The following is a 21,605-nucleotide window of genomic DNA, read 5'->3' on the forward strand; positions in this document are numbered from 1 at the left end:
TCGGCGGCGTACGGCGGGTATGTCAAACCGCGTCGTGCAGGGACGGATGGTGACGCCCGAGAAGCTCGCGGAACTGGTCGAGGGGGAGTCGGTGCTCGAAGCCGAGTCGATCGCGGACGCCGACCGCGACTGTCCGGAGTGCGGCAGCGACGTCATCTCGGTCGGGTACATGCCGAGCGTGACCGAGTTCGTGACCGGCTACAAGTGCCAGGAGTGCGACTGGAGCGCCGACGACCGCGAGGAGTGAGGCCGCAGCGCCGCCGCGGCGCTGCGGCTTCGATCCGCCGTCCCGTCGCTCGATCGCTCGCGATCGAAACCCCTTTATCTGCGTTTCGGCAACCAACTGATGCGAGATCACGCGGGGCTGTGGCCAAGCCAGGCATGGCGACTGACTCCAGAGGCTTGCGCCCGGGACGACACTCCAGACTGATATACCGAGCGGCCGACTGATCATCGGTCGTGTTGACGACCCTCTGGAGTTCCGAGGCGCACCGGAGATATCAGTCGATCGGGGGTTCAAATCCCTCCGGCCCCATAGCGGTCTTCACTCTAACGTATCAGTTCTTAGTAATAGCTATTCGAGTAAAAACAGGTCCGTAACCGGAGGGGTTCCGGCGTGAGCCTGGGCTACTCCGGCTCTTTCACCGCCTCGAAATCCCGCGAGTTCTGGTGTGACACGTGTGGCGCCCGGTGTACCCGGAGCATCAATGGTGATCTCGAGTACGGTCACCTGGTCGGCTGTCCGAACCGCCCCGACTCTTTCTCGAAAGGTACCTCGGACGGGCCGCGCCGTTACAAGCCCGACGGCGTTGACGGGGGTGCATCCGCGTGAGCGACGACGATCTCGGTCACGCAAACTCGCTCGCGGAACAGCTCCGGCTCGCGGAGGAGAACGGTAACCTCCCCGAGGAGCTCGCGGACGAACTCGACCAGGAGGAGGAAGATGTCGAGTAAGTCGCGCTCCGCTCCCGGCGCCGGTCACGTCGGACCACTTCTTTCGGCGCGGTGTACGGGGTGCGGAAAGACCTCGGAGAAGCGGACTAACGAGATCGTCGGCGACACGCCGACCGGTTCCTTCCAGCACGTCTGTCACTCGTGTCGGAGCGTCACCTGGTGGAACGTTCTCCGCGTCCTCGAGGAGGCCGATTCCGAATGAGCATCGACATGCCCTCGACGCCGGACGCCACGATCGGGACGCTCCCCGACCCGCGCCTCGAGGACCGTGTCGGTCCCGAGCCCGCCGCCCACGGCGCCGGCGTTCAAGCCGTCTTTAACGACGAGAGCCGCGATCTCCCGGTGTACTCCGCCGTCCACCAGTTGTGGTATGACGTGGTCGGCGACCGCGAGAACGAGCCCGGGATCGCCGCCGTCGTCGACGTTGACGATCTCCCGTGGCTCGAGGCGCCGACTCCCGGCCGCGAGTGGGTCGTTAAGCTCTCCTCGAGCCGCTGGAAGGCCGGGACCGGAACGGGCGACGACTACAGCGCGTACTACAAGTACGACCTCACGTTCCGCGAGCGCGACGAGGACGGAGATCTCTACAAGACCGGACAAGCCTGTTCTCTCCGCGTCCTCCCGCAATTCGCCGATCTCAATTACCAGGACGGCTCCGATCTCACGCTACAGTACGGAGAGGGGAGTCTCGTCAAGTGCCAAACCACGTGGGCGGACTCCACCGAGGAGGTCGAGGGTCGCATGATCGACGTTCTCGAGCTGGTCCTCGACGTCGACCGCGGTCGTCTCCTCGCCGATCGCGACGCCGACTCCCGCCGCCTCACGAAAGTCGAGGCTCACCACCGGTTCGATATCGGGTGGAAGCGCCAGGTCGTCGAGACGATCGACCAGACTCGCGAGCTTATCGCGTACGGTGGTATGTCGGAGATCGACGCCCACCAGAAACGCCAGCGCGAGGGGTACCTCGAGTCACTCCTCGACGCCGACCGATGGCACCTTCTCGGGTACCCGCGGACGTCGTACGATATCGAGTTGAAGTGCTATCAGGCCGCCGGATGGACGGAGATCCCGCGCGAGGACCCCGCCCACCACCCGAAGCTCGAGGCGTCGTTCGCCGGCACCGACGGAGACGCCGCGCTCCCGCACGTCGACGAGTGGAACGAGGTCCTCCAAACGCTCCGGGAGATCGTTTCGAGCCACCTCGAGTGGTCGGGCGTCGGTCGCGAGGAGTTGATCGCCGACGACTATCAGCCCGGACCCGCCTCGCCGGAGTACCAATATACGCACCCTGGTGGGCGCCGTGAGCAACTCCGGGAGCGGTACGAGGCTGTCGGGACGGAGATCCACCGCGAGGCTCTCAAAGCGAACACTCAGGCCGTGTACGATATCCTCCGCGTCGTCGCCACCGAGAGCGGCGCGTCGTACGACACGCTCGAGGAGCGTACCGGTCTCGCCCGCTCGACGATCCGGTACCACGTCTCCCGACTCCAGGAGACGGGCGTCGTCGAGAAGGTCTCGAACCCGGTTCTCGTCGTGTTCCCCTCGCTCGCAGTTCTCGACGAGGCGGAGGAGATCCTCCGGCGCGTGTACCCGGACGACCAGGTCGACGACATGATGGACCGTGCGGAGGAGCGTCGCGAGCGCCGCGAGGCGCGCGACGATCCGAGCTCTGTCGGCGGCGACCAGGAGGAGACCGACGACGTCGACGGCGCCGGCGACGACGATCGCGCCGACAAGGACGATCGGAACACCTGGCGGTACTTCTCGGAGACGATCCTCGAGCCGCACCAGCTGTCGAACGCGCTCGAGAAGGGCTACCTCGAGCCCGACCACGTGCGGGTCCGCGTCGACCCGTACGAGTGGATCGACGGGTAGGGCGCCCGTCGGTTCGCGACTCGAGACCCGGTCGACAGCGACAGCGCCGTCTCTTTTTCGTCTCTTAACCAACGCTCGGCCGACGACGACCGTCTAATGTTGGTTAAGCCCGGCTCGCGACCCCGCTGAAAGTGTCTCCTGAGCGTATGATTTTATTTGTGATGCGATCTGGCTCGGATGCAACTACATAATGATTCTTATCCCGGCTCGTCGGATCCCCTCTATCGATGTGTCGAGCATCGCGAGATCGGCCGGTAGAGCGTTTGCGGTGCGTGGGTAGGTTAGCGGGTTCCCCTACGGGTGTAGCCCCTAAGGGGGAGAACAATAACGGCCGGAGCCAGAACGGCTCCGGCCTACCGCCACGCACCGCTCCGCACGTGAACCTACAGGACGGTCGTATCACGCCCTCTCCGCGGTGAGAGCGCGGTGTACGCGTGGGCAGAACCCCGAGAAGGTACCTTGTCAGATAGCCTTACGACGTGTCGAGTGGGTAGTGGTCGATCTCCTCGAGGTCGCCCGAACAGCGCGGACACCGAACTAACGGAACCTCGCTCACGTCTACGTCGTGTCCACACTCCCGACAGATCGCGAGGTCCTCTCCTCGAATCACCTCCTTGTACGTGATCACGGCCGCTCCGACAGCACGCCCGAGCCGGTCGAGTATCACGAGCCACCTCCCGCAGCCGCGTCGACGGCCCACCGGAACAGCCGGCGGCCCGGTCCGCTCGCAAGGTCGACGCCCTCGCGGAGTGCGAACTGTGCGTGGTCGATCGCGGTACCGACGTTCGGCGACGCCCACCCGAGCCCGATCACGACGGCACCGACGACCAGGAGGACCAGCACCTCCCGTGTGAGCGTCCCCAGCACGCCCGAGACGACGCGGGCCATGCCCACGGCCCGGTACACGTAGAACGCCGCGACGACCAGCGTCGCCGCCATGGCGACCTGTGAGCCGAGCCCCATCGACGTGACGATCTCCCGGACGGCCCCGAACATGGCTTAGTCGTCTCCTCGGTCGAACCCGCTGAGTGTCACCTGTGTATCCGGCGTCGATGCCTCCTCACGCCGCGCGCGCAGCCAGTTCCGCACGAAGTACGCGATCCCCAGCGCTCCACCCGCGACCAGGAGCGGCGCCATGGTCGAGATACCCTCGCGGAGCCCGCCGAGAATCACGCCCGGCGAGAGCGTCTCGAGCGCCCACACGCCCGTCAGGATACCGACCACGGCCCACACCGGCAGCGGGACGTTCCCCTGAGTCCGCTGGTCGACCTGCCAGAGTCCGAGGAGGAGCACCGCGGCGATAACGATCGCGACGACGTTCGACCCGAGCGCCGCCTCGAGGAGGCTCCCCGCCGCGTCTCCGGTCGGGTCGTACCCGAGCTCGAGCGCGCGGACGAACGGCGACTGTCCGGGAGCGAGCACGTGGATCGCGATCGCCGACAGCGACGCCGCCGTGATCGGCAGGAGTCGCCCACCGACTCCGAACCGTCGCCCAACTAACGCCGTCCCGATTAGGACCACGCCGATCCCGCCAAACGCCAGCACGAGCGGCAGCGTGTTCCGAGTGTCCGTCGGACCCGCCACCTCGGTGGTCCCGGAGCTGTCGCGTTGTAGGATGCTGTACGTCTCTGTCGAGCCGGAGGCCGTAAACGTCACCGGCGACTGTGCGCGAGCCGCGTCGACCTCCACGTCGTTCGTTTCCGACCATAGCGCATAGCGGTCGCCGCTGATCGTGTCGTAGTACGTCACGTCGAGCTGGTCCGCCCCGATCGTGTTTCCGTCCCGGACGGAGAACCGCGGCTCGCTCGCGTCTTCCATGAGCACCTCGACAGCGCCCACGTTCGGCTCGACGGAGATCGGCGACGACCGCACCGTCATGATCGAGCCGACGTTCGCGTCCGGAGCCCTGAGTATCTGAGTCCCGCTCTCGGTGATCTCGACATGAGCCGACTCGCCACTCCACGACTCCTCCGTCGCGTAGTGGACTCGCTCGCCGGTCGCGGTCCCGTCGACTCGGAGCCCGAACATCGCGTCCTCGGTCATGTTCGTGATCTCTACCTCGGTCGCGAGCTCGTCTCCCTCGACCGTCGGCTCGACGATCTCCACGGCGCCGTCGTACGTCCGAATCTTGTGACCCGTCGCCCGCACGTCGACCGTCGTGTCGGCACCCATGTCCCCGAGTTGGACCTCGAGGTCGGTCCCGTTCAGCTCGTGACTCGGCGGCGCCTTCCACTCCCCGCCGTCGACCCGGTACTCCACCTCCTTGATCTCCGCGACGCTGTCGTCGAACGTGAGCACCGCGTTCGCGTCCGAGACCGCCGACGGGTACGTGTTCGACACATTGAACCTCTCCGTCCACGAGGTCGCGCTAACCTCTACCGACTGTGTCGTCCCACTCGCGTCGTGCGCGTACTCAAACCCGACCAGTGACTCCGGCCCTCTCTCCGGCGAATTTGTGTTGATCGTCACCGTGTTCGTTCCGTTTTCGACCCACGCCTCGTTCGTCGCGAGCGAGGTCGTTTCCCCATCCGCGAGCGTTCCGCTGTGTTCGGTTTCGTACCCGTTCACTTTCACGACGGGATCGCTCGTTTTGGTCCGCTCTGTGACCTCCGCGGAGACGGTCGGGGCGTTACCTGTCGCCGAAATATTCCATGTGTCTGCGATCGACGGGTCGATCGTCGCCGTGGTTGTCTCTCCGTCAGTGAGAAGATCCGTCGACGACACTTCTGCGCTCCCGTCGCCGTTCGTGTCTACCTCCGGTGATAGCGACCCGTCTAATTCCTCAAACTCATAACTCAGATCTGCCTCATGGGAAGGACCGGAGGTCGACCGGAGACTTAGCGATAAAGTATTACTCTCCCCCGGATTGACAGCGCCGTCCGGGAACGTTAGTGTCTCTGTCTCGCCCTCAGGGATCGATCCCGTATGCTCGACAGTTTCACCGTTCAGCTCCACGACGGGATCGCGCGTCTGGCTGTGTTCACGCATCGAGACATCGATGTCGACAGGCCCCGTTTCGAGCGACACCGATCCAGCATCGTTGTCCGTGGACAGCGACGAGAGTTCATAGGTCGCCGTCTCACCAGCTTCTAAGACACCTGAGTGCGAGGCTTCGTTGACTCCGTCGCCGTCAATATCAATGGCTGGACTATCTGTTCTTCCGGTACTCATAGAGTCAAACACCGCCGAGAGCGTATCCCCAGATCCTCGCGAATCACGCTCTAGGCGGAGGTATCCATGTCCGCTCGCCGAGTTGCTCAGGCTGAAGGTTCCTTTTGATTCTCCGTTGATGTAGATCGTGACCTCGTCGTTCGCGAAGTTCGGCGCGAACATGACCTGATAGACCGTGTCAGTCGACCATGATGATTGCACTGTCTCACCCTCAAACTCTACCGGACCCTCATCCTGGAAGTTGAGAGCACCGAGAAATGTCGCATCGGATGATCGCAGTTGGAGGGTTGTTGAGTCGCCCGAGTCGCCGGTTTTCTGAGGGATAAGCACATCCACCGAAAGTGGGTCGGTTATGTCGCTACTACGCGTCGTCGTCGCGCTCGCGAGTTCGTTACTGCCTGACACCTCCAGCGAGTGCGACCCGTCGATGACGTTTGTGCTCGTCGCCGAGGTCGTCCCAGATCCGGAGCTCCAGCCGTCCCACTCCGAGGAGAGTGTCGTCGTATCACCGTCTTCAACGTCGTCTATTGTGTGTTTCTCGACACCAGTGAACGTAACCGTCGGCTCTCCATTCGAGCTCGGTCCCGTCGGCGACGTGGTCCCAGAGACCTCCAAAGGGATGCTGTCGCCGTTTGAGACGCCCGATGCCGAGACGTTATCCCACTCGCTGTTAGTTACGCCCGTCACATCGACCGTCGGCGCCGCGCTCTTATCGGTATCCGTGAGCGAGCCCTCAAGATCGACGGTGGTCGAGTAACCGTCCGAGACGCCGGTCGCCGAATCGGTGACAGTTCGGGATCCAAACCCGTTCCCTTCGAGTGTGATCTCCGTCTCTGGCGGATCGACGTTACCACCGATCCCTGGGTCAACCTCGCCAGTATCCCTCATCGATACCTCCTCAGTTTCGCTGTTCTCCACGCCAGTCGTATTGATCGCGAAATCATCGACGCCGTCGAGGTTGTCGAGCTGGTACTCATAGCTCGTCCCGTCGCCGGCTGCGTCGCCCGACAGCGTGATCCCGCCGCTGAACGTCACCGAGTTGCTCGAGAACTCCGGCACCTCGAACACGCCGACCTCTCCGTCACGTTCGATCTGGCTCTGCCACTCCTCACCGGAGTCGTGGACGCCGTACGCCACCTCCGGCGCGTATCCGATCGCCTCCTCGAGGAGCGAGATCTCCACGGCGACCTTGCGGCCGTCGTGGACCTCGTCGTCACGGAGCACGAGCGCGACCTTGTCGTTCGATACGACCGTCCCGCTGTCGATGTACTTCTCGTCCGCTCGCTCCGGCGTCGTTACGACCGCCTCGAGCGTGTCGGCGTGGTCCGACGCGTAGATCGCGCCCTCGAGGTCGCCCGCGCCGATCGGCATGCTCTCGCCGTCCGGTACGTCCTCCGCCACCTGGTCGCTCCCGAGCGCGACCATACCGCTCGGTCCGCTCGTCTGTGCGCCGACCGTCGCCGCTCCGAGCGGCGCCGCCAGCATCGACACGACGACGATCGCAGCGATCGCGATCGCACTTGCTCGTGTCATGCCCGCACCTCCGTCTGTCCGCGCACACCCGGGGGGACCCCTGTGTGCACATCCGATACGCGCGCGCGTATCTGTAGAGCGCCCGCGCCCGGACCGGCGCGGACGACTGTCTGAGTCGATCGACCCCCTGCCTCCGTCGGCGTCTCGTCGTTGATTTTGTTTTTAAAAGTCAGAAACATCAGCGCACCTCCGGCGCGATCTTGAGTTTGTAGGAGCTCGGGCTCGGCATGTCGTCCCACCCGAAGCTCTCGAAACTACTCTCCGTGTACATCAGCGCCTCGCCAACATCATATCGCGAGGTCATGTCGTGTTTCATCCGGATCGACTCGAACCCGACCACGTCGCTCGCTTTCGTCGGGTTCGCAGTCTCTGGCATCTGTACCCGCCAGCGGAGCTTTCGACGGATCATCTGATGCACGTCCGTCTCACTGTGAGCGAACGCGTACGTCGAGAGCCCAAACTTCCGGGCGTCGACCCACGTGTCTTTCAGTAGTTCGACTTTCTGGTAGGTTCCGAACGTGTCTTTGCTCGCCGACTGTGGACACACGTCGCCGATCTCGTCGAAGATCAGCGAGGTCCAGTGGTGCGGCCCGTGCTCGACACGAGCCAGGAACCACGCGAACCACCAGTGGTTCGCCGGGTCCTCCTCGGAGAACAGCGTCTCACGCTTCGGCGGCGTGTCGTACTGCTTCTCCGGGCTCCGTTCGTACACCTCCTGGCACCCGCGCATCCGCGGGTCCGGGTACACGACGTGCAGCGAGCCCTCGTCGAGCGTCTGGTTCAGCTCCCGCGGGTCGCTGTAGGTCCGCACCTCGCGGACGATCTCCGTGAGCTCGTCCACCTCGAGGTCGACCGGTTCGTTCGTCGGGTCCTTCGGTTCAAGCCGGATCGACATGTCGACCCCGGCCGGCAGGTACAGCGTCGTCCACGGCGCGAGCGGTATCCACTCCGACCGCGAGGAGGACCCACGCCACACGACTTTCTCGTCGTTTATCTCGAGGAGCCGGACGACCAGGTAGTTCGCCAGCGTCGACTTTCCTGTTCCCGGTTTCCCTCGAGCGAGCCAGTCGGTCCCGCCGTCGACCTCGTTCGACGGCGAGTCCCAACTGTGTTCTAAACAGTTCGGGATCACGCTCGGCCAGTTGAACACCTCGCGGTCCCACGCCCCCATGCCGAACTCCTCCCGCATCGACCGCGCGTCCGTCCACCGGGTGAGGGAGATCGGGTCGCGGAACTCCTCGAGGACCTGCCGTTTCGTCTCGTCTCTCGTCGTCTGTCGTTGTTTCGTACTCATAGCGTCGCCGTCTGTCGTTCCTCGCGCTGTTCGTCCGCCTGTTCCTTCGCGCGTCCCGCGAGGTCGCGCACCCCGCGGTTGTACACCGGGATCAGGTAGTGCGCCGCGAACAACTCGCGACCACGCCGCTCGCTCTGGTCCGTCCCGGTGAGGAGCCGACGCGTCGATTGCTCGCCGTAGCACCGCGTGACGAACGCCTCGTCGATCTCCCCGTGCGTCGCGAGCTCGAGGTCGTGCCCCCAGTCGAGGATCGCCTCCCGATCCTCGAAGCCGTCGAGGACTCGCTTGAGTGTCCGACGCTGGTTCTCGTGGAGTTCGTGGATCGCCGGCCGCATGGCGACGTACTGCTGTTTGCCGGGCGCGTGTTGGTCCGCGCTCCCGTCGTCCACGTACTCGCCCGCGTCCGCCCGTAACTCCCGGAACGCGCGGTGTGCGGCCGGGCGTATCGTCCGCGCGCTCAGTTGCCTGCGGAACTCGCGCGCCTTCGCCTCCGCGAGGTCGCGCGTACGGTACTGCGGCCGCAGGAGCGCGGACACCAGCGTCCGCTCGTGCTCGCTCGCGGGTACGCCCCTGAACTGGCGAGCCATCTGGTGGAACCACTCCTGAGGCATTTCCCCGAGCGTCCGTACGGCGAGCTCCTGAGTCCACAGGAGGACCTCCCGTCGGCTTCCGAACCCTCGCAGTAGTTGATGCTCGCTGTCGCGAACGTCGTCGACTAGCTTCACCAGGGCCGGACGATACGACCCCTCCTCGAGGTCGCCGTCGGCCGGCGCGAAGTCCGAGGACACGTCAGTCGTCGCCACTCGGAGCACCTCCGTTATCCGCTCCCGGGAGGTCGTCCTCCTCCTCGCCGATGCTGAACATCTCGTCGACGAGCGTTCCGTCCCGCTTGTCGACCGCGTCCATCTTCTCTTTCTCCGTGGAGATCTCCGATCGGACCCGCTTCTCGCGCTCCGCTTCGATCGTCTCGGCGTCGTCGGTCTCCTCCGCGAGGTGGAGCGCGGTCGTGCGCGCCCTCCGGTAGTGTACAGGAGCGGCCCACACACGCGCATACGCCTCGTTCGGTCGGAGTCCGATCCACCCGACACCGAGAGCCACCGCGAGAATCCCGCCGAGCCCCGCGAACAGTTGCGTCGCGACGAACGCCGCCGCGAGCACGAGCCCGACCTTCGACGCCAGCGACACGTAGTCGTCTCTGTCCTCGAGCTCCGGGAGCGACAGTTCCCACCCCTCCGGCTTGTAGTCGACCACCGAGGGGCTCATCGGGTGCACGTACGCACGCATGTCCACCTGTCCCTCGCGCACCGTCGCCTGGCACCGGAGCGGGTCCTTCCACGTGTCCGTCTCGCCGTGCTCGTCCGCGTCCTCGTGGTCCGGGTCAACCGTCCGGAGCGTCGCGGCCCCGCCGGTCGCCAGCCGCGCCAGGAACGCCATGACGCCGTCCGACGCCATTTTCGCCGGCTCCTCCGGCCGGTCGATTATCGTGAGCACCTTCTCGTCCGAGGCGAGCTGGTCGACGCCCACCTCGTCCGACGGCATGGTCGTCTTCGAGATCTCGTCCCGCTCGAACCGCACCAGTTTCGTATGTTGCTCGAACGTCTCGAGCATCAGCGCGAACAGGAACAGGAGGACGTACAGCACCATAGCCCACGGGTATTCCACCAGGAGCCGGGTGATGTTCCCCCAGAACGACGCGACTATCAGCCCGCCGATAAGCGCGAACAGCGCGACCCACGAGCCGTACGACCACCCCGGCCCTTTGCCGGTCCGGTCGATCACGCGCTTCGCGCCGTACAGCGACACGACGCCGCCGACGCCGATCGGGACGACAAAGATCAGCATCGACCACCGCAGGAGACCGCCCCACGTCCCGAACGGGAGATCCTGAGTCGTCGCCGTCGACCGGTGCTCGAAGTTCCACCGGAGCTCCTCGCTGTCGCCGACCCACATGGTCACATGTTGGCCCTCTTGTGACTCCGACAGCGGGATCTCCTCGAGGACCCACCCGCGATTCAGCGTCACGTTGTGATCGCTCGTCGTCACGTTCCGCGCGACCTGTTCCGTCGTCGTCGTGTTCGTCTCCCGGTCGTGGACCTCCCGCTCCTCGACGTTGTACGTCGCGACATTGACCGTCACCTCCTCGCGATCGTCGACGTTGATAGTCCGCAGGTACACCGAGTTGCGGTTTACCACGTCGTTGGGCGATAGGTACTCCCACTGGTTGTCCTCCGGGTCGCCAGGCGACCCCGTGATCCCTGCCGGCCAGTGGATCACCCAGAACATCCGCCCCTCCTCGATACGCACCGAGTCCGGGGAGGAGCTATAGCTCGTTCCCTCCTGCTTGAGCTCCGAGAGCGTCAGCTCCGACTCCGACCCACCGCTCTCCTGAGCCGTCACCGCGACGCCAGCCGCGCCCACCAGGAGGACGACAGCGACCAGCGCGAGCACCCACCGCCCGCGCCGCATTAGACGATCCCTCCGTACCGCCAGGTCCCCGCGTAGACCCACGTCTGGCGGAGCAGTTCAGTTACCCACTGGACACAGTACAGGAGTACGATAACCGACGCGATCGCGGCGCTGAACGATACCGCTCCCGCGTCGAGAATTGCTAGCTGTCCGAGGAGCCAGAAGACGATCGCGGCCGACACGCACCGACCGAGCACGTCGAGATACGCGCGATCGGTGAGACCGGTCGCGTCCCGCTCCTGGTCCGGCATAGCGACCGGAAGGGTGAGGAGCGGCTCCATTACCGCACCCCCTCCGAGAAGTTGTCACTCCGGAACCCGAGCGCGAGGGAGATCACGCCGGCCATGATCGCCAGCCAGTATCCCGGCGGCATCGACCGCAGCACGTCCGGGATAAAGTCGTCGACCAGCGGGACCGACCCACCAGCCGAGATAAACCCGAGCACGGTACCGACGATCGCGGCGCCGAACCCGGGTCCATCAGCGAACAGACCGAGCCCGAACCCGAGCAGGTCTCCCGCGACAAGCCCAAGCGACACGGCTCCGACAGCCACCGTGATCAGGATCGTACTCACGATCCCGCCAGCCTGTAGGATCGGCCCGCGCACCGCCTCCTGCAACTGTCCGACCATGCCCTCACGGGAGTCTACGTCGCCGGAGACGCGCGTCCAAATGTACCCGCCGTAGAACACGGCCCCGAGCCCGAACCAAACCCGGCCCGGACCAATAGCCCACGCGAGCGTGTTCGCTACGTCTGCGCTCGTGTACGACTGATACATGATGTACGCGAGCCCCGCCAGCGTGACTCCCCAGCCGATCGCCCCGAGACGAGAGTCGCCGACGCCGCCGAGCGACCCCTCGTCTCCGTCCGAGCGCGCCTGTGCCGCCACGACGGCGACGACGCCGAACAGGAGGATCGCCCACCCCCAGATCGGCATCGAAACGCCGAACAGAGCGATACCCGTCATGGGCTCCCTCCGGCCGGCGCGGTCTGTTCCGCCCTAGTCGTCTGTGTCTGCGATCCGTGTTTCATAGGTTTTGATTAGTGCGTTAGTCACGTACAGCGCGGCCGCAGCCGCAGCCAGGAGTGTGACCACCTCCTCGTCTAACCACTGTACATTCGGAGCCAGCCAGTTGGCGGAGACCGCCAGCGGCGTGTACATCTCCGTTCCGAGCATGAGCAGCACGTCCCCACCGGAAAACAGGAGATCCACGAGGACCCCGATCCCGACCGGGACGCCGATCGAATCAAGATTCATCTGGTCCCTCCGTATCTCCGCGAACGACTCGCGCCGCGCCGCCGACGAGTCGTCTGAGCACCTCGAACGGACTCCGCGCCAGGTCGTAGAGCCGGCTCGCGTTCGCCGTTACCGCCTCGGTCGGGAGGTACGTCTCCGCGAGCGACCACAGGACCCCGACGATCGCCGCGACCACCAGGAGGACCGCGACCCACCCGGTGAGCGCGACGAATGGCGCCGCGATACCAGTGCTCGCCACTGCCGACTCGACAGTCGTCCGGAGCGTCTCGAGACTCCCGATTATCGGCTCGGTAAAGGAGTCGTACAGCTCCCCGAACGGCGCCACGATCGATACCCAGAACGACCGTGAAACCACCTCGACGGCGTACAGTACCTCCGCGAACAGGTACTCAAAGAACGACAGGAACGCGCTGACCAACTCCGTGAGAACGATCTCCACGACGAGGTCCCGGAGCGAATCTGCTTCGGCGAGCCGCTCGCCGAAGTCCGTTAGCGACGCCCACAGTCCCGTACTGATCCCGAGAATCCCCAGAATACGCGACCGTGTGAGCCCGGCGAAGACTCCACCGCCGCCGTCGTCGGAGCCGTCGTCTGAGCCGCCGTCGGAGCCGTCGTCGGAACCGCCGCCACCTCCGCCCGGATAGGTATCCATCAGAGCACCTCCACGAGCTCGTTCAGCACCAGGAACCACACGAGGACGAACGCTCCCGCTGCGAGGAAACCCAATACTCCGAGCTCGCCGAACGCCACCTCTTGCACGCTGAACGCCGACTCGAAGATCTCGGGCCAAAACCCGACGACCTCACCAGCCAGCGCCGCGTACACGTCTCCTACCGCGTCCACAGCGAGCCGCGGCAGCGCGAACAATCCGGACACTAGGCGCCCCAGCGTCTCCGAGACGATCAGCGCCGCGACCGTCGCGATGTACGCCACGAGAGACCGCCAGTCGACGCTACTACCTGATACCCACCGCGATGCCGAGCCGAGGTTAAAACTCGAGAGGATGCTGTCGCGTCCGTCTCCGCCGCCTCCGCTTCCTCCGCCCGGATCGGTGTTCATCGCGTGCTACCTCCACGGGAGGAGACTGTCGAGGAGCGGAACATCCGGGTCGACCGTCGTCCACACGACCCACCCCGCTGCGATCATGCCGATACCGACCGCGAACGCCGCCACGCCGAACTCTCCGAGCTCCGCGGCTGTCGCGTCCGCGCCCGCCTCGACGATCACGATCGGACCGTCCGCCACGATCGCCGTGATAAACTCTCGAAGGTCGCCGAGAGCGCCGACCACCTCACCTATCTGATCGAACCCCGTCGCGATCAGGCCGGAGATACCAGCCGCGACCGCTAGCAGCGGCGAGACGATCACTCGGCGGATAGCGTCCGAGACGCCCGTCCCCTCCGCCTGTTCGACGTACGTGTCGCCCGACGAGGACATGGGTTATGCACCCCCACGGAACATCCGAAGCAGTCCGAGCCCCGCGATCGAACCCGCGATCGCTCCCGGGATCGAGAAGAGTCGAGACAGGAACCCGCCGCCCGAGCGGCCGGTCGGCCCCACGGCGGCTCCGCTCTCGACTACGACCTCGTCCGCCTCGTCACCGCGGAGGAGCACGTCCTCCGACAGCGAGAACACCGACGCCGAGGAGATCGTCGACGGGAGCGACACCTCGTCACCGATCCCGGAGTCGGAGTACGACGACGTTCGCGAGGTCCACTCTACGTCCTCCGTCTCGTCGACCTCCACGACCTCGTCAAGACCTGTCGCCGTTTCCATGGCGAGATACCGGCCGCTCGGGTGCGCCACCTCGTCGACCCACTCTGTCAGTTCGATCGACAAGTCGTACGCCGAATCCAGATCGAAGTTGTGTACCGCTTTCAGTCGGTGTTCGTACTCATACCGCTCGCCGTCCTCGAGCGTCACCGACACGTCCGTCGGTGTGATCCTCGCGTCCGGGTACTCTACGTTCCGCACCGTTGCGTCCTGGAGCCGGGCGCTGTCATACAGCGTCGACAGGTCCGTGATACCGAAGTACCCGACCTGGTCTCGGACCGTGTTCGTCTCCACTTCGTCGTCCGAATTGAGTGACTCTCGCGTCCCGAAACCCCACTTTGAAGACGACTCGAGGTTCAGCCCGTGGAACGTTACGTCCGCGTTCCCCTCTGACACGCTCACGTTGATCTTTTCGATCGTGTCGAGGAGATCTCCGTCGGGGAGTTCGCCGAGCTGCTGCTGGTACAGGATACCCTGTCCCTGTGACGTCGCGATCGTCGTGTCGCTCGCCGAGTCCGCAGACGAGTCGATTGTCGCGACCACCGAGTCGCCTGCCGCGTCGACGACCTCCACGTCGACGACCGTGTCCGTACCCAGGGAGTCGACGTTCGCGATTATTTGCAGCATCGACCGCTGCTCGCCGTCGCCGATCGTAAACTCCGAAAACGTCGCGACGGCCGTGTCGCCGGCACTCTGTCCCGAGGTCGAGATACGGAGCCGATCCTCCGACGCGTCCTCGACCGTCACGGTCCCCGCCGTCGAGCTCTCGTCCGTCGTCCAAAACTCCGCGTCGAGCGCCGATCCGTCCTCCTCCTCGTCGTCCGCGTTCGTCGTCGTGAGGTCCCGCGGGAACGCTCGCCGGTCCGAGAAGAACACGTTATCCGCACGGATCCGGACCGGGTTGTGCGGCGTGCTCTCGTCCTCACGCTCCGCCAGCGACGCCTCCTCGAGCGTCGCCTCCGAGTCGTCGTCCGCGATATACCCGAACTGGTTGAACCCCGGCTCGTGTTCGGCGACCGTCACCGTCCCGATCGCGGTCGGCTCGTGCGCGTACTCCGAGTCGTAGTTGATCGTCTGGTCCGACTGTCCCGCCACGGCGCCGGCTCCCGCCGCCGTCACCGCTGTCGCCGCCGTCACCGCCATGAACGCGCGCCGGCCCATCTGTCGGCCCGCCGCACCACCCGCCTCCGGGCTCGCCTCGAGGTCCGCGTCGCTGTCGGTCGTCGCCTGTGCGTCACTGCCGCTCTGTGTGTCGGTCATGGTCGATTGAAAAGTGGGCTGTACGCCGCCCGCGGCGTAGTTGTGCGTCTCTCGAAGGTCCTCGACGTAGTCACGGAAACCGTCACTAACGACTATCCCGACAGGGTCCCACGTCACGCGTCGTCCCTCCGTTCGCCTCCGTCAGTTGCCGGTGTTGGCCCGGACTCGTCCGGAGCCGGTTCCTCTGCGCTCGTTCCGAGAGCGATCGTCCCCGTCTTCGTGAGCGTGAGCGCCGTGAATCCGACAACCACCAACATCTCCGTGGTGGTCGGGCTCATTCCCGAGCCGAACGTGAAGAACCAGAATACTCCGGTCACCGCGACCAGAACCGCGGTTCCGGCGCCGTCAACATCGAAGTTCACGCGTCGCCTCCGGTGATCCGTTCTTCCCGGATCACGTCGTCCCGGATACCGATCCCGGTGATGTCGTCCCGGAGCTGCGCCGTCGTCTCCGCGTCGCCCCGAAGGACGATCTCCGTGTCGCCCCCGGTCACGTGTCTCCTCCGTAGTGAGACCAGTCGGTCCACCGCTTCCCGTCGCCGTCGGGCTCTTTCTCCGAGCCCCGATCGTCGTCGTTCATACTTTGAACAGCCGAACCGACCCATGGGTTCGACACGCGTACGTCGCGCCGTCGACGCCTAAGTCACAGAAAATTGGGAGGTTTCGCGGATGATCTAAGAGATACTGGTGGGTTCTGCCGCTTTATGTCCCGACGAGCGCCAGTGCCTATATGGGCATTCAGGACCGGTTTGCCGATTGTCGCACCGCACAGGAAGGGGACGGCAGCGTCACGGTGACGATTCCGCGACCGCTCGCGGAAGAGTGGGAGATCGAACAGGGAGACCAGATTCCTTTTTTTGCAGAAGAGGGTACGGATGTTGCAGAGATACGACGGCCCAAGAAAGATCTATAGACAATCGCGGTTGATTCAAATTCAAATTTAATAGTCTGCCAAGTATTTATTCTATATTCGATGCTATGGTTCATTTGATCGAGCTAGATCAGTCCAAACCATCGTTCACTCTACCTACAATAATTTAATATATCTAATATAGAAAGATATCAAAGTAAACCGATTTTATAATTAGATAATATTTATAACAACTCTCAAGAACCTCTATTGCAAATTATAATTTATGGCGAGACGGTCACCGTCAATCTATTTTCCTTTGACACTATCTGCATTTGGTAGTCTTCTATTTGGACTAATGAGACGTGGCAGTATTGAAGTTATAGACGCATTCTTGGGACTCTCAGAAACCGCACTCATAGGTGTATTGATATCATTTTTGGTAGAATTTGATACTGGTGTTGATCTCGCTGCAGTAGGCTTTCAAACAATACTGTATATACTATTCGTGTATACACTAAGTCCCAAAATATTCAGAAGATACTTTGGTGATGCCGCTTATAATCTAGGTTTCCGCTTAATTGTTGTTTTTGGAGCTATGCTTGTCCTCTCAGGGTTGGCAGTAATACCTCCATTAGTATTCTTTATATTTCTAATCATCTCGATTATTCATGCTTTCTATCTTTCTATATTGCAATCGACCTCTGAACAGGATATATTTGAAAATGACGGTTTTATGACAAATCATCCACTAGTTGTGACAGATTCGTCAGATGTGGAGGGGAAAGTAATAGAAACTGAATCCGGAAGCATGCTTGAACATTTGACTCGTGGTATTGCGATCTTGCTTGCGAGCGGAGCCGTATCACTTGTTGCAATGTTAATTGGGACGCTAATTTTCGTATTTGGTTTCTTTTTCCCAGTTCTTGAAGTATCAGTACTAATTATTGTAATTTCACATTATACAATGGGTATTGAGATGAATAATTTCGAAGAAGATATTCTCAACGTACTCCAAGTTACTTTACTGATGCCGGCTAAGGGAATATCTGCAGTGCTAATAATTTTTATAGGACTTCTCTTTTCATCATTTTATATGTTCTATTTCATAACATATGTGTCCCAGATCTCTATATCAGGTTCAATATCATCTGGTATATTAACTCAATGGCTAATTCTGATATCATTAGGTCCTATTCCTGGACTTTACGGCCTTTGGTATTGGTGGAGGCAAACGCGAAGAATGAATACTTTTCTCCAATATTATTCTGGGGAAGAAGTTGGCACGGATATTATAGTAAGGCCGATCGCGCTCACTTGGCCCTTGTTGCCATCATCAGTCGCTCTTTTCAGCTGCCTCCTATTTATTCCAAACTTTACGGTACGTTTCGGCTCCGATTCTCTGATATCTGGAGTAGCAGATATAGCATCAGTCGCACTTGCTGTTCTTTCTTCAATTTATATAATTATCGTATATCTTCAGACACATCGCGAAGACGATCCGCAACCTATTGAGTCAGAAAACATCATATTTACAAAATCGTATATGATTTGTGGATTATCCGCTGGGATATTACTGACGATACCTCAGAAGATAGGTCTACCATTCGTTCTAGATGACTTTCTGGGACTTAAACATATCCTTCTGTTTTTTCTTCCAGTTTCGTTATTTTATTACGATGATTTTAAAAATAAGACTAGGAGATTTTTCGATGAGCCGACCACTTCGGTTTTTCTCTTTGCCTTTATTATATTAGTTCATGCATTATTGGTGGAAATATTATGGAACCTAGGTTTCACAGGAGTCTTGTTTACACCTCTCTTTCTATTACTTCTATTCTTATATTTAACTGTAGAAATTGATCCAGACTTCATAGAGTAGTATATTTTGTGATGGCAATACTCGGTCTCACCGGTTTCAAAACACTCTCGTGCAAGACCTGCGTGCTGTATTCCCACGAGCGCTAAAATTCATCACAGTCTGAGGATTTCAGTGTAGCTGATTCTTCAAAAGACTAATCGAAACCTGCCTCCTCAAACGCGTTATTCACAACTCTTGGCGTGGGTGCATTGAGGTAGGGTTCGATCGCCTGAAACGAGTCCCACCCACCGACTTGCATCACCACACGCGGGTTCACCTGCTTATCGACGAGGAGTCGCTGCGCGAACCGCCGCCGGAGGTCGTGGCTCGACACGTGGAGGAAGTCCTCATCGCCGGTTGCCTCGACCGCGCGCTCAGCCGTGCGTTTGACCACCGCCCGAACGCCGCTCTCGGAGAGGTCGACGATCGGCTCGTGGCGGCCGACATCTTCTGACCTGACGTACCGGTGGATGTCGCCCTCGACCTCTCGCGGGAGATAGGCGTCACGAGGTTTCCCGCCGCTTCCGGTCGTGTCTTTCCCCTCCGGTACGCGGAGCCGGAAGTGGTCGCCGTCGGGGGTGCGTTTGGCGTGTTTCGGTGCGACCTGTGGGATCTCGAAGGCGCGGAGTCCGACGAACCCGCCGAGCTGTATCACGAGGTCGTCGCGAATGCTCCCCGCGGCGCGACGTAGCTCTTCGATCTCGTCGTCCGTGAGCCAGCACTTGTACTGGTCCGGCTTGCCGGTTGCCTCTAAGCGCATGTGAACTTCCAAAAGAAGATATCACTTAGTACGGCAGAACCGATGAGGTCCTCGGCGTGATCAGGGCGGATTCGGGGGGTTCATTGACGACTTGTATAACAAGTCGGCAATCTCTATTCTGCCTGTGCAAGAGTGTCTTGATGTAGACACGATACCAACAATTGAAAATCGTTGTATGAGTGGGTTGCTTCGGTACCGTATGAATAGAAAATTAGAGGGTCGATGTGGGTACACATATCCTGAATATTTCGATAATGAACAAGACCCAGACCCAAATCAGCAGAACATGTGCTGGCGTGAATCACTAACAGACACTGACCAGTGTAAGTGGCACGCAGACCCAGCCAAAACCCAATACAAAACAAAGGCCATTGAACAGACCGACTCGGTTGGTGAATCGTTGGATGGCGCTATCCTACCGGGGAAATTAGCAGTTTCTGTGGATTTCACTAACGTATCTCTTCTCAGAGATGCCTGTCTCTCAGAGGCTCACCTGAATGAAGTTGATCTGTCGGAGAGCGACTTGAGGGGCGCTGACCTCACCGGAGTTTCCCTGAAAGGCGCTCACCTCTCCGGAACTTTTCTGAAAGGAGCTGACTTTTCAAAGGGGGATCTTAGACACGCAGATCTCTCAGAGGCTTTCTTACAAGATGCCGATCTCTCGGAGAGTGACTTGAGAGGAGCCGATCTCTCGGAAACGAACTTATTCAAGACGGATCTCTCGGAGACAGCGATGAAAGGCGCCAACCTTTCGGAAGCAATCCTTTGGCACACTGACCTCTCAAGGACCGAATTGACTGACTTTGACTTTTCAGGAGGTAACATGGCATACGTCGATCTCTCAGAGAGTAATTTATCCAGTGTCGACCTCTCAGAGGCTTTCTTACAAGGTGCCGATCTCTCGGAGACTCATCTAAGAGGTGCGAATTTGTCAAAAAGTAACCTAAAAGATGCTAACCTAATGAATGGGAAGATGAGAGGCGCCGACTTTTCGAAAGCGGACCTAGAAGGCGCCGATTTATCCAAAGCGGATCTTTCTGAAGCAGATCTCTCTAAAGCAAATTTAGAACAAGCAACTTTAGTTGAAATAAATCTGTTTGATGCAGAATTGACTAAGATAACACCCTATGGGGCCCGAATGGAAGCTGTACAAATAAATGATGGGACAGAAATTCACGCAGCCAAAACGGAGTACAAGAGTTGGTGGCAGCAAGAACAGGGAATACTTGGTCCTCCCCCTCGCTGTGGATACGATCTTATGCTATCACAGCCAGAGCAAGCTTCTGACACCGCTCGCGAAGAGTTACTCACGAAAGCAGCTGATACGTATCGGCAATTTGAGGAGGTCGCTCGGGAAAACACCCAGCCGTCGCTACAGAGTTCAATGTTCGTCCTTCGGCAGGACATGCAGCGCAAACGACACCAGGAACGTGGAGAGTATATCCAGTCATTCGCAAATCATGTCTTTCGAATAGTGTTCAAACACGGCGAGAGCTTCTCTCGTATTCTCCTGACTGGGATTGCGATGATTCTCGCTTTCACTACAGCCTATTGGCAATATGATCTAATTTTGAACAGTCCCGGTGTAGACACGCCTGAGCAGGAGTTTATCAATAATCCAATTGACGCACTCTATTTCAGTACCTTGACGTTCACAACGCTCGGACTGGGTGACTTCCAACCAGCAGCAGCGTCACAGCTCGGCCGAGGCCTAGTACTGTTGGAAGCGGGACTCGGCGCAATTTTGATTGCGACGTTCGTGTTCGTCCTCGGCCGCCGCGCTTCCCGCTGATAACCAAATTTGTGTACAAATACGGCGAAGGCAAAACTAGCTCCGGTTGGTAGCGCTGACTTATTATTTATATTGACGTTATGTGTGACAAGTCGGCAGTCACCGATGCTCGTCGATCCACTCACACCACGCGTGGAAGTCGTCCGCACCGCACTGGTCCGCGATCGACTGCAGCGTTCCGGTCGGGATCTCGTCTTCGGACGCCATGGGAACAGTCACGATCCGGACTTCGTCCGTATCTGGTGACTCGTAGCGCATCTTCAGGTGACTGCCGACGCGACCGACACGCTCGTATCCGAAATCGTGGAGTACCGACGCGATATCTCGTCCGGAAAAGTTCGTCCGAACCATTCACTGCATGAATTCGGGAAGATCCTCGTCGCCGGGCTCCGTGTCCTCGAGGCCCCACTCTTCGAGGTCCTCTTCGGTCACGGGCTCGCCGCCGCCCTCGTGAAGCTCGATCGCCTCCGCGAGCATCCGGAGAGCTTCCGCCTTCGTCTCGCCGAACGACGCGACACCGGTCTCGATGTCCTTCGCGGTGATCGAGCCGTCATCCTCGTGAATGAACTCGACTCCCTCCCCGTTGGACGGGTCGCGTGTCGCACTCGCCATACCTCTCCTTTGCGGACCGGTCGAATAAGCGTTCTGTCGGATACAACCCGGCAAGTGTAAGAGATCGTGGGCTCACGTTGTGGATTTGCTCGGAGCACAAAACAACAGGACAGTCATAGAGTTACCAAAACAATAATTGTCTATGGA

The 21,605-nt window shown here is 60.8% G+C and carries 25 protein-coding genes and 1 tRNA gene; 8 read left to right on the plus strand and 18 right to left on the minus strand.

The window, feature by feature from the left end; all coding sequences use genetic code 11:
• Window positions 1–19: 19 nt before the first annotated feature.
• The 5 genes from C468_RS13580 (at window position 20) to C468_RS13585 (ending at window position 2,829) form a co-directional block, all read left to right on the plus strand.
• Window positions 20–247 carry a DUF5795 family protein gene (locus C468_RS13580; RefSeq protein WP_049912230.1) on the plus strand — a complete coding sequence of 76 codons (228 nt, stop codon included), beginning with the start codon at window positions 20–22 and terminating at the stop codon, window positions 245–247.
• A 113-nt stretch (window positions 248–360) separates the two neighbouring features.
• Window positions 361–535, plus strand: a tRNA-Trp gene (locus C468_RS18145).
• Window positions 536–828: 293 nt separating this feature from the next.
• Window positions 829–954, plus strand: a complete 126-nt coding sequence (locus tag C468_RS19140; protein ID WP_275039710.1) for a hypothetical protein — start codon at window positions 829–831, stop codon at window positions 952–954.
• A complete protein-coding gene (locus tag C468_RS17625; protein ID WP_008849475.1) occupies window positions 944–1,156 on the plus strand; it encodes a hypothetical protein in 213 nt (70 codons plus the stop codon). The genes C468_RS19140 and C468_RS17625 overlap by 11 nt, the downstream gene beginning before the upstream one ends.
• Window positions 1,153–2,829, plus strand: a complete 1,677-nt coding sequence (locus C468_RS13585) for a winged helix-turn-helix domain-containing protein (protein ID WP_008849476.1) — start codon at window positions 1,153–1,155, stop codon at window positions 2,827–2,829. The genes C468_RS17625 and C468_RS13585 overlap by 4 nt, the downstream gene beginning before the upstream one ends.
• A gap of 472 nt (window positions 2,830–3,301) precedes the next feature.
• On the opposite strand, the gene C468_RS13590 is transcribed toward C468_RS13585, so the two are convergent.
• From C468_RS13590 to C468_RS19145, 15 genes are all read right to left on the minus strand, one after another.
• Entirely contained in the window at window positions 3,302–3,496 is a 195-nt protein-coding gene (locus tag C468_RS13590) for a hypothetical protein (protein WP_008849477.1), read from the minus strand.
• Window positions 3,493–3,825: a hypothetical protein gene (locus C468_RS13595; protein WP_008849478.1), complete on the minus strand. Its 333-nt coding sequence runs from the start codon at window positions 3,823–3,825 to the stop codon at window positions 3,493–3,495. The genes C468_RS13590 and C468_RS13595 overlap by 4 nt, the downstream gene beginning before the upstream one ends.
• A 3-nt stretch (window positions 3,826–3,828) precedes the next feature.
• Window positions 3,829–7,533 (minus strand): hypothetical protein, encoded by a 3,705-nt coding sequence (locus C468_RS13600; protein WP_008849479.1) that lies wholly within the window; start codon window positions 7,531–7,533, stop codon window positions 3,829–3,831.
• A gap of 178 nt (window positions 7,534–7,711) precedes the next feature.
• The gene (locus C468_RS13605) at window positions 7,712–8,827 is read right to left on the minus strand and encodes a hypothetical protein (protein WP_008849480.1); all 1,116 of its coding nucleotides are present in this window, start codon (window positions 8,825–8,827) and stop codon (window positions 7,712–7,714) included.
• Window positions 8,824–9,630: a hypothetical protein gene (locus tag C468_RS13610; RefSeq protein WP_008849481.1), complete on the minus strand. Its 807-nt coding sequence runs from the start codon at window positions 9,628–9,630 to the stop codon at window positions 8,824–8,826. The genes C468_RS13605 and C468_RS13610 overlap by 4 nt, the downstream gene beginning before the upstream one ends.
• Window positions 9,617–11,293: a hypothetical protein gene (locus tag C468_RS13615; RefSeq protein WP_008849482.1), complete on the minus strand. Its 1,677-nt coding sequence runs from the start codon at window positions 11,291–11,293 to the stop codon at window positions 9,617–9,619. The genes C468_RS13610 and C468_RS13615 overlap by 14 nt, the downstream gene beginning before the upstream one ends.
• Window positions 11,293–11,574 carry a hypothetical protein gene (locus tag C468_RS13620; protein ID WP_008849483.1) on the minus strand — a complete coding sequence of 94 codons (282 nt, stop codon included), beginning with the start codon at window positions 11,572–11,574 and terminating at the stop codon, window positions 11,293–11,295. The genes C468_RS13615 and C468_RS13620 overlap by 1 nt, the downstream gene beginning before the upstream one ends.
• Complete coding sequence (locus C468_RS13625; RefSeq protein WP_008849484.1) at window positions 11,574–12,260, minus strand: hypothetical protein; 687 nt, start codon at window positions 12,258–12,260, stop codon at window positions 11,574–11,576. Before C468_RS13625 ends, C468_RS13620 begins: the two co-directional genes overlap by 1 nt.
• A gap of 33 nt (window positions 12,261–12,293) precedes the next feature.
• Complete coding sequence (locus C468_RS13630; protein WP_008849485.1) at window positions 12,294–12,551, minus strand: hypothetical protein; 258 nt, start codon at window positions 12,549–12,551, stop codon at window positions 12,294–12,296.
• Window positions 12,541–13,203 carry a hypothetical protein gene (locus C468_RS13635; protein WP_008849486.1) on the minus strand — a complete coding sequence of 221 codons (663 nt, stop codon included), beginning with the start codon at window positions 13,201–13,203 and terminating at the stop codon, window positions 12,541–12,543. Before C468_RS13635 ends, C468_RS13630 begins: the two co-directional genes overlap by 11 nt.
• Entirely contained in the window at window positions 13,203–13,610 is a 408-nt protein-coding gene (locus C468_RS13640) for a hypothetical protein (RefSeq protein WP_152422922.1), read from the minus strand. The genes C468_RS13635 and C468_RS13640 overlap by 1 nt, the downstream gene beginning before the upstream one ends.
• Window positions 13,611–13,616: 6 nt before the next feature.
• Complete coding sequence (locus C468_RS13645; protein ID WP_008849488.1) at window positions 13,617–13,988, minus strand: hypothetical protein; 372 nt, start codon at window positions 13,986–13,988, stop codon at window positions 13,617–13,619.
• Between the two features lie 3 nt (window positions 13,989–13,991).
• Window positions 13,992–15,584 (minus strand): hypothetical protein, encoded by a 1,593-nt coding sequence (locus C468_RS13650; RefSeq protein WP_008849489.1) that lies wholly within the window; start codon window positions 15,582–15,584, stop codon window positions 13,992–13,994.
• 113 nt (window positions 15,585–15,697) lie between these two features.
• Entirely contained in the window at window positions 15,698–15,946 is a 249-nt protein-coding gene (locus tag C468_RS13655; protein WP_008849490.1) for a hypothetical protein, read from the minus strand.
• Window positions 15,943–16,077: a hypothetical protein gene (locus C468_RS19145; protein ID WP_275039711.1), complete on the minus strand. Its 135-nt coding sequence runs from the start codon at window positions 16,075–16,077 to the stop codon at window positions 15,943–15,945. Before C468_RS19145 ends, C468_RS13655 begins: the two co-directional genes overlap by 4 nt.
• A gap of 236 nt (window positions 16,078–16,313) precedes the next feature.
• Between C468_RS19145 and C468_RS13660 the strand changes: the two genes are divergently transcribed.
• Both C468_RS13660 and C468_RS18150 read left to right on the plus strand, forming a co-directional pair.
• Window positions 16,314–16,496, plus strand: coding sequence for a hypothetical protein (locus C468_RS13660; protein ID WP_049912232.1), 183 nt, complete (start codon window positions 16,314–16,316; stop codon window positions 16,494–16,496).
• A 223-nt stretch (window positions 16,497–16,719) separates the two neighbouring features.
• Window positions 16,720–18,315: a hypothetical protein gene (locus C468_RS18150; RefSeq protein ID WP_152422923.1), complete on the plus strand. Its 1,596-nt coding sequence runs from the start codon at window positions 16,720–16,722 to the stop codon at window positions 18,313–18,315.
• Between the two features lie 133 nt (window positions 18,316–18,448).
• Here C468_RS18150 and C468_RS13665 read toward each other — a convergent pair whose 3' ends face one another.
• Window positions 18,449–19,054 carry a site-specific integrase gene (locus tag C468_RS13665; protein WP_008849491.1) on the minus strand — a complete coding sequence of 202 codons (606 nt, stop codon included), beginning with the start codon at window positions 19,052–19,054 and terminating at the stop codon, window positions 18,449–18,451.
• Between the two features lie 199 nt (window positions 19,055–19,253).
• On the opposite strand from C468_RS13665, the gene C468_RS17635 reads away from it, so the two are divergent.
• On the plus strand, window positions 19,254–20,846 hold the full coding sequence (locus C468_RS17635) for a pentapeptide repeat-containing protein (protein WP_161609730.1): 1,593 nt from the start codon (window positions 19,254–19,256) through the stop codon (window positions 20,844–20,846).
• Window positions 20,847–20,945: 99 nt separating this feature from the next.
• Here the strand turns inward: C468_RS17635 and C468_RS13675 are convergent, their stop codons facing one another.
• On the minus strand, window positions 20,946–21,197 hold the full coding sequence (locus C468_RS13675) for a type II toxin-antitoxin system HicA family toxin (RefSeq protein ID WP_008849493.1): 252 nt from the start codon (window positions 21,195–21,197) through the stop codon (window positions 20,946–20,948).
• Window positions 21,198–21,458 carry a type II toxin-antitoxin system HicB family antitoxin gene (locus tag C468_RS13680; protein ID WP_008849494.1) on the minus strand — a complete coding sequence of 87 codons (261 nt, stop codon included), beginning with the start codon at window positions 21,456–21,458 and terminating at the stop codon, window positions 21,198–21,200.
• Between the last annotated feature and the right edge of the window lie 147 nt (window positions 21,459–21,605).

The sequence above is a fragment of the Halorubrum kocurii JCM 14978 genome (assembly GCF_000337355.1).
GTDB classification, from domain to species: Archaea; Halobacteriota; Halobacteria; order Halobacteriales; family Haloferacaceae; genus Halorubrum; species Halorubrum kocurii.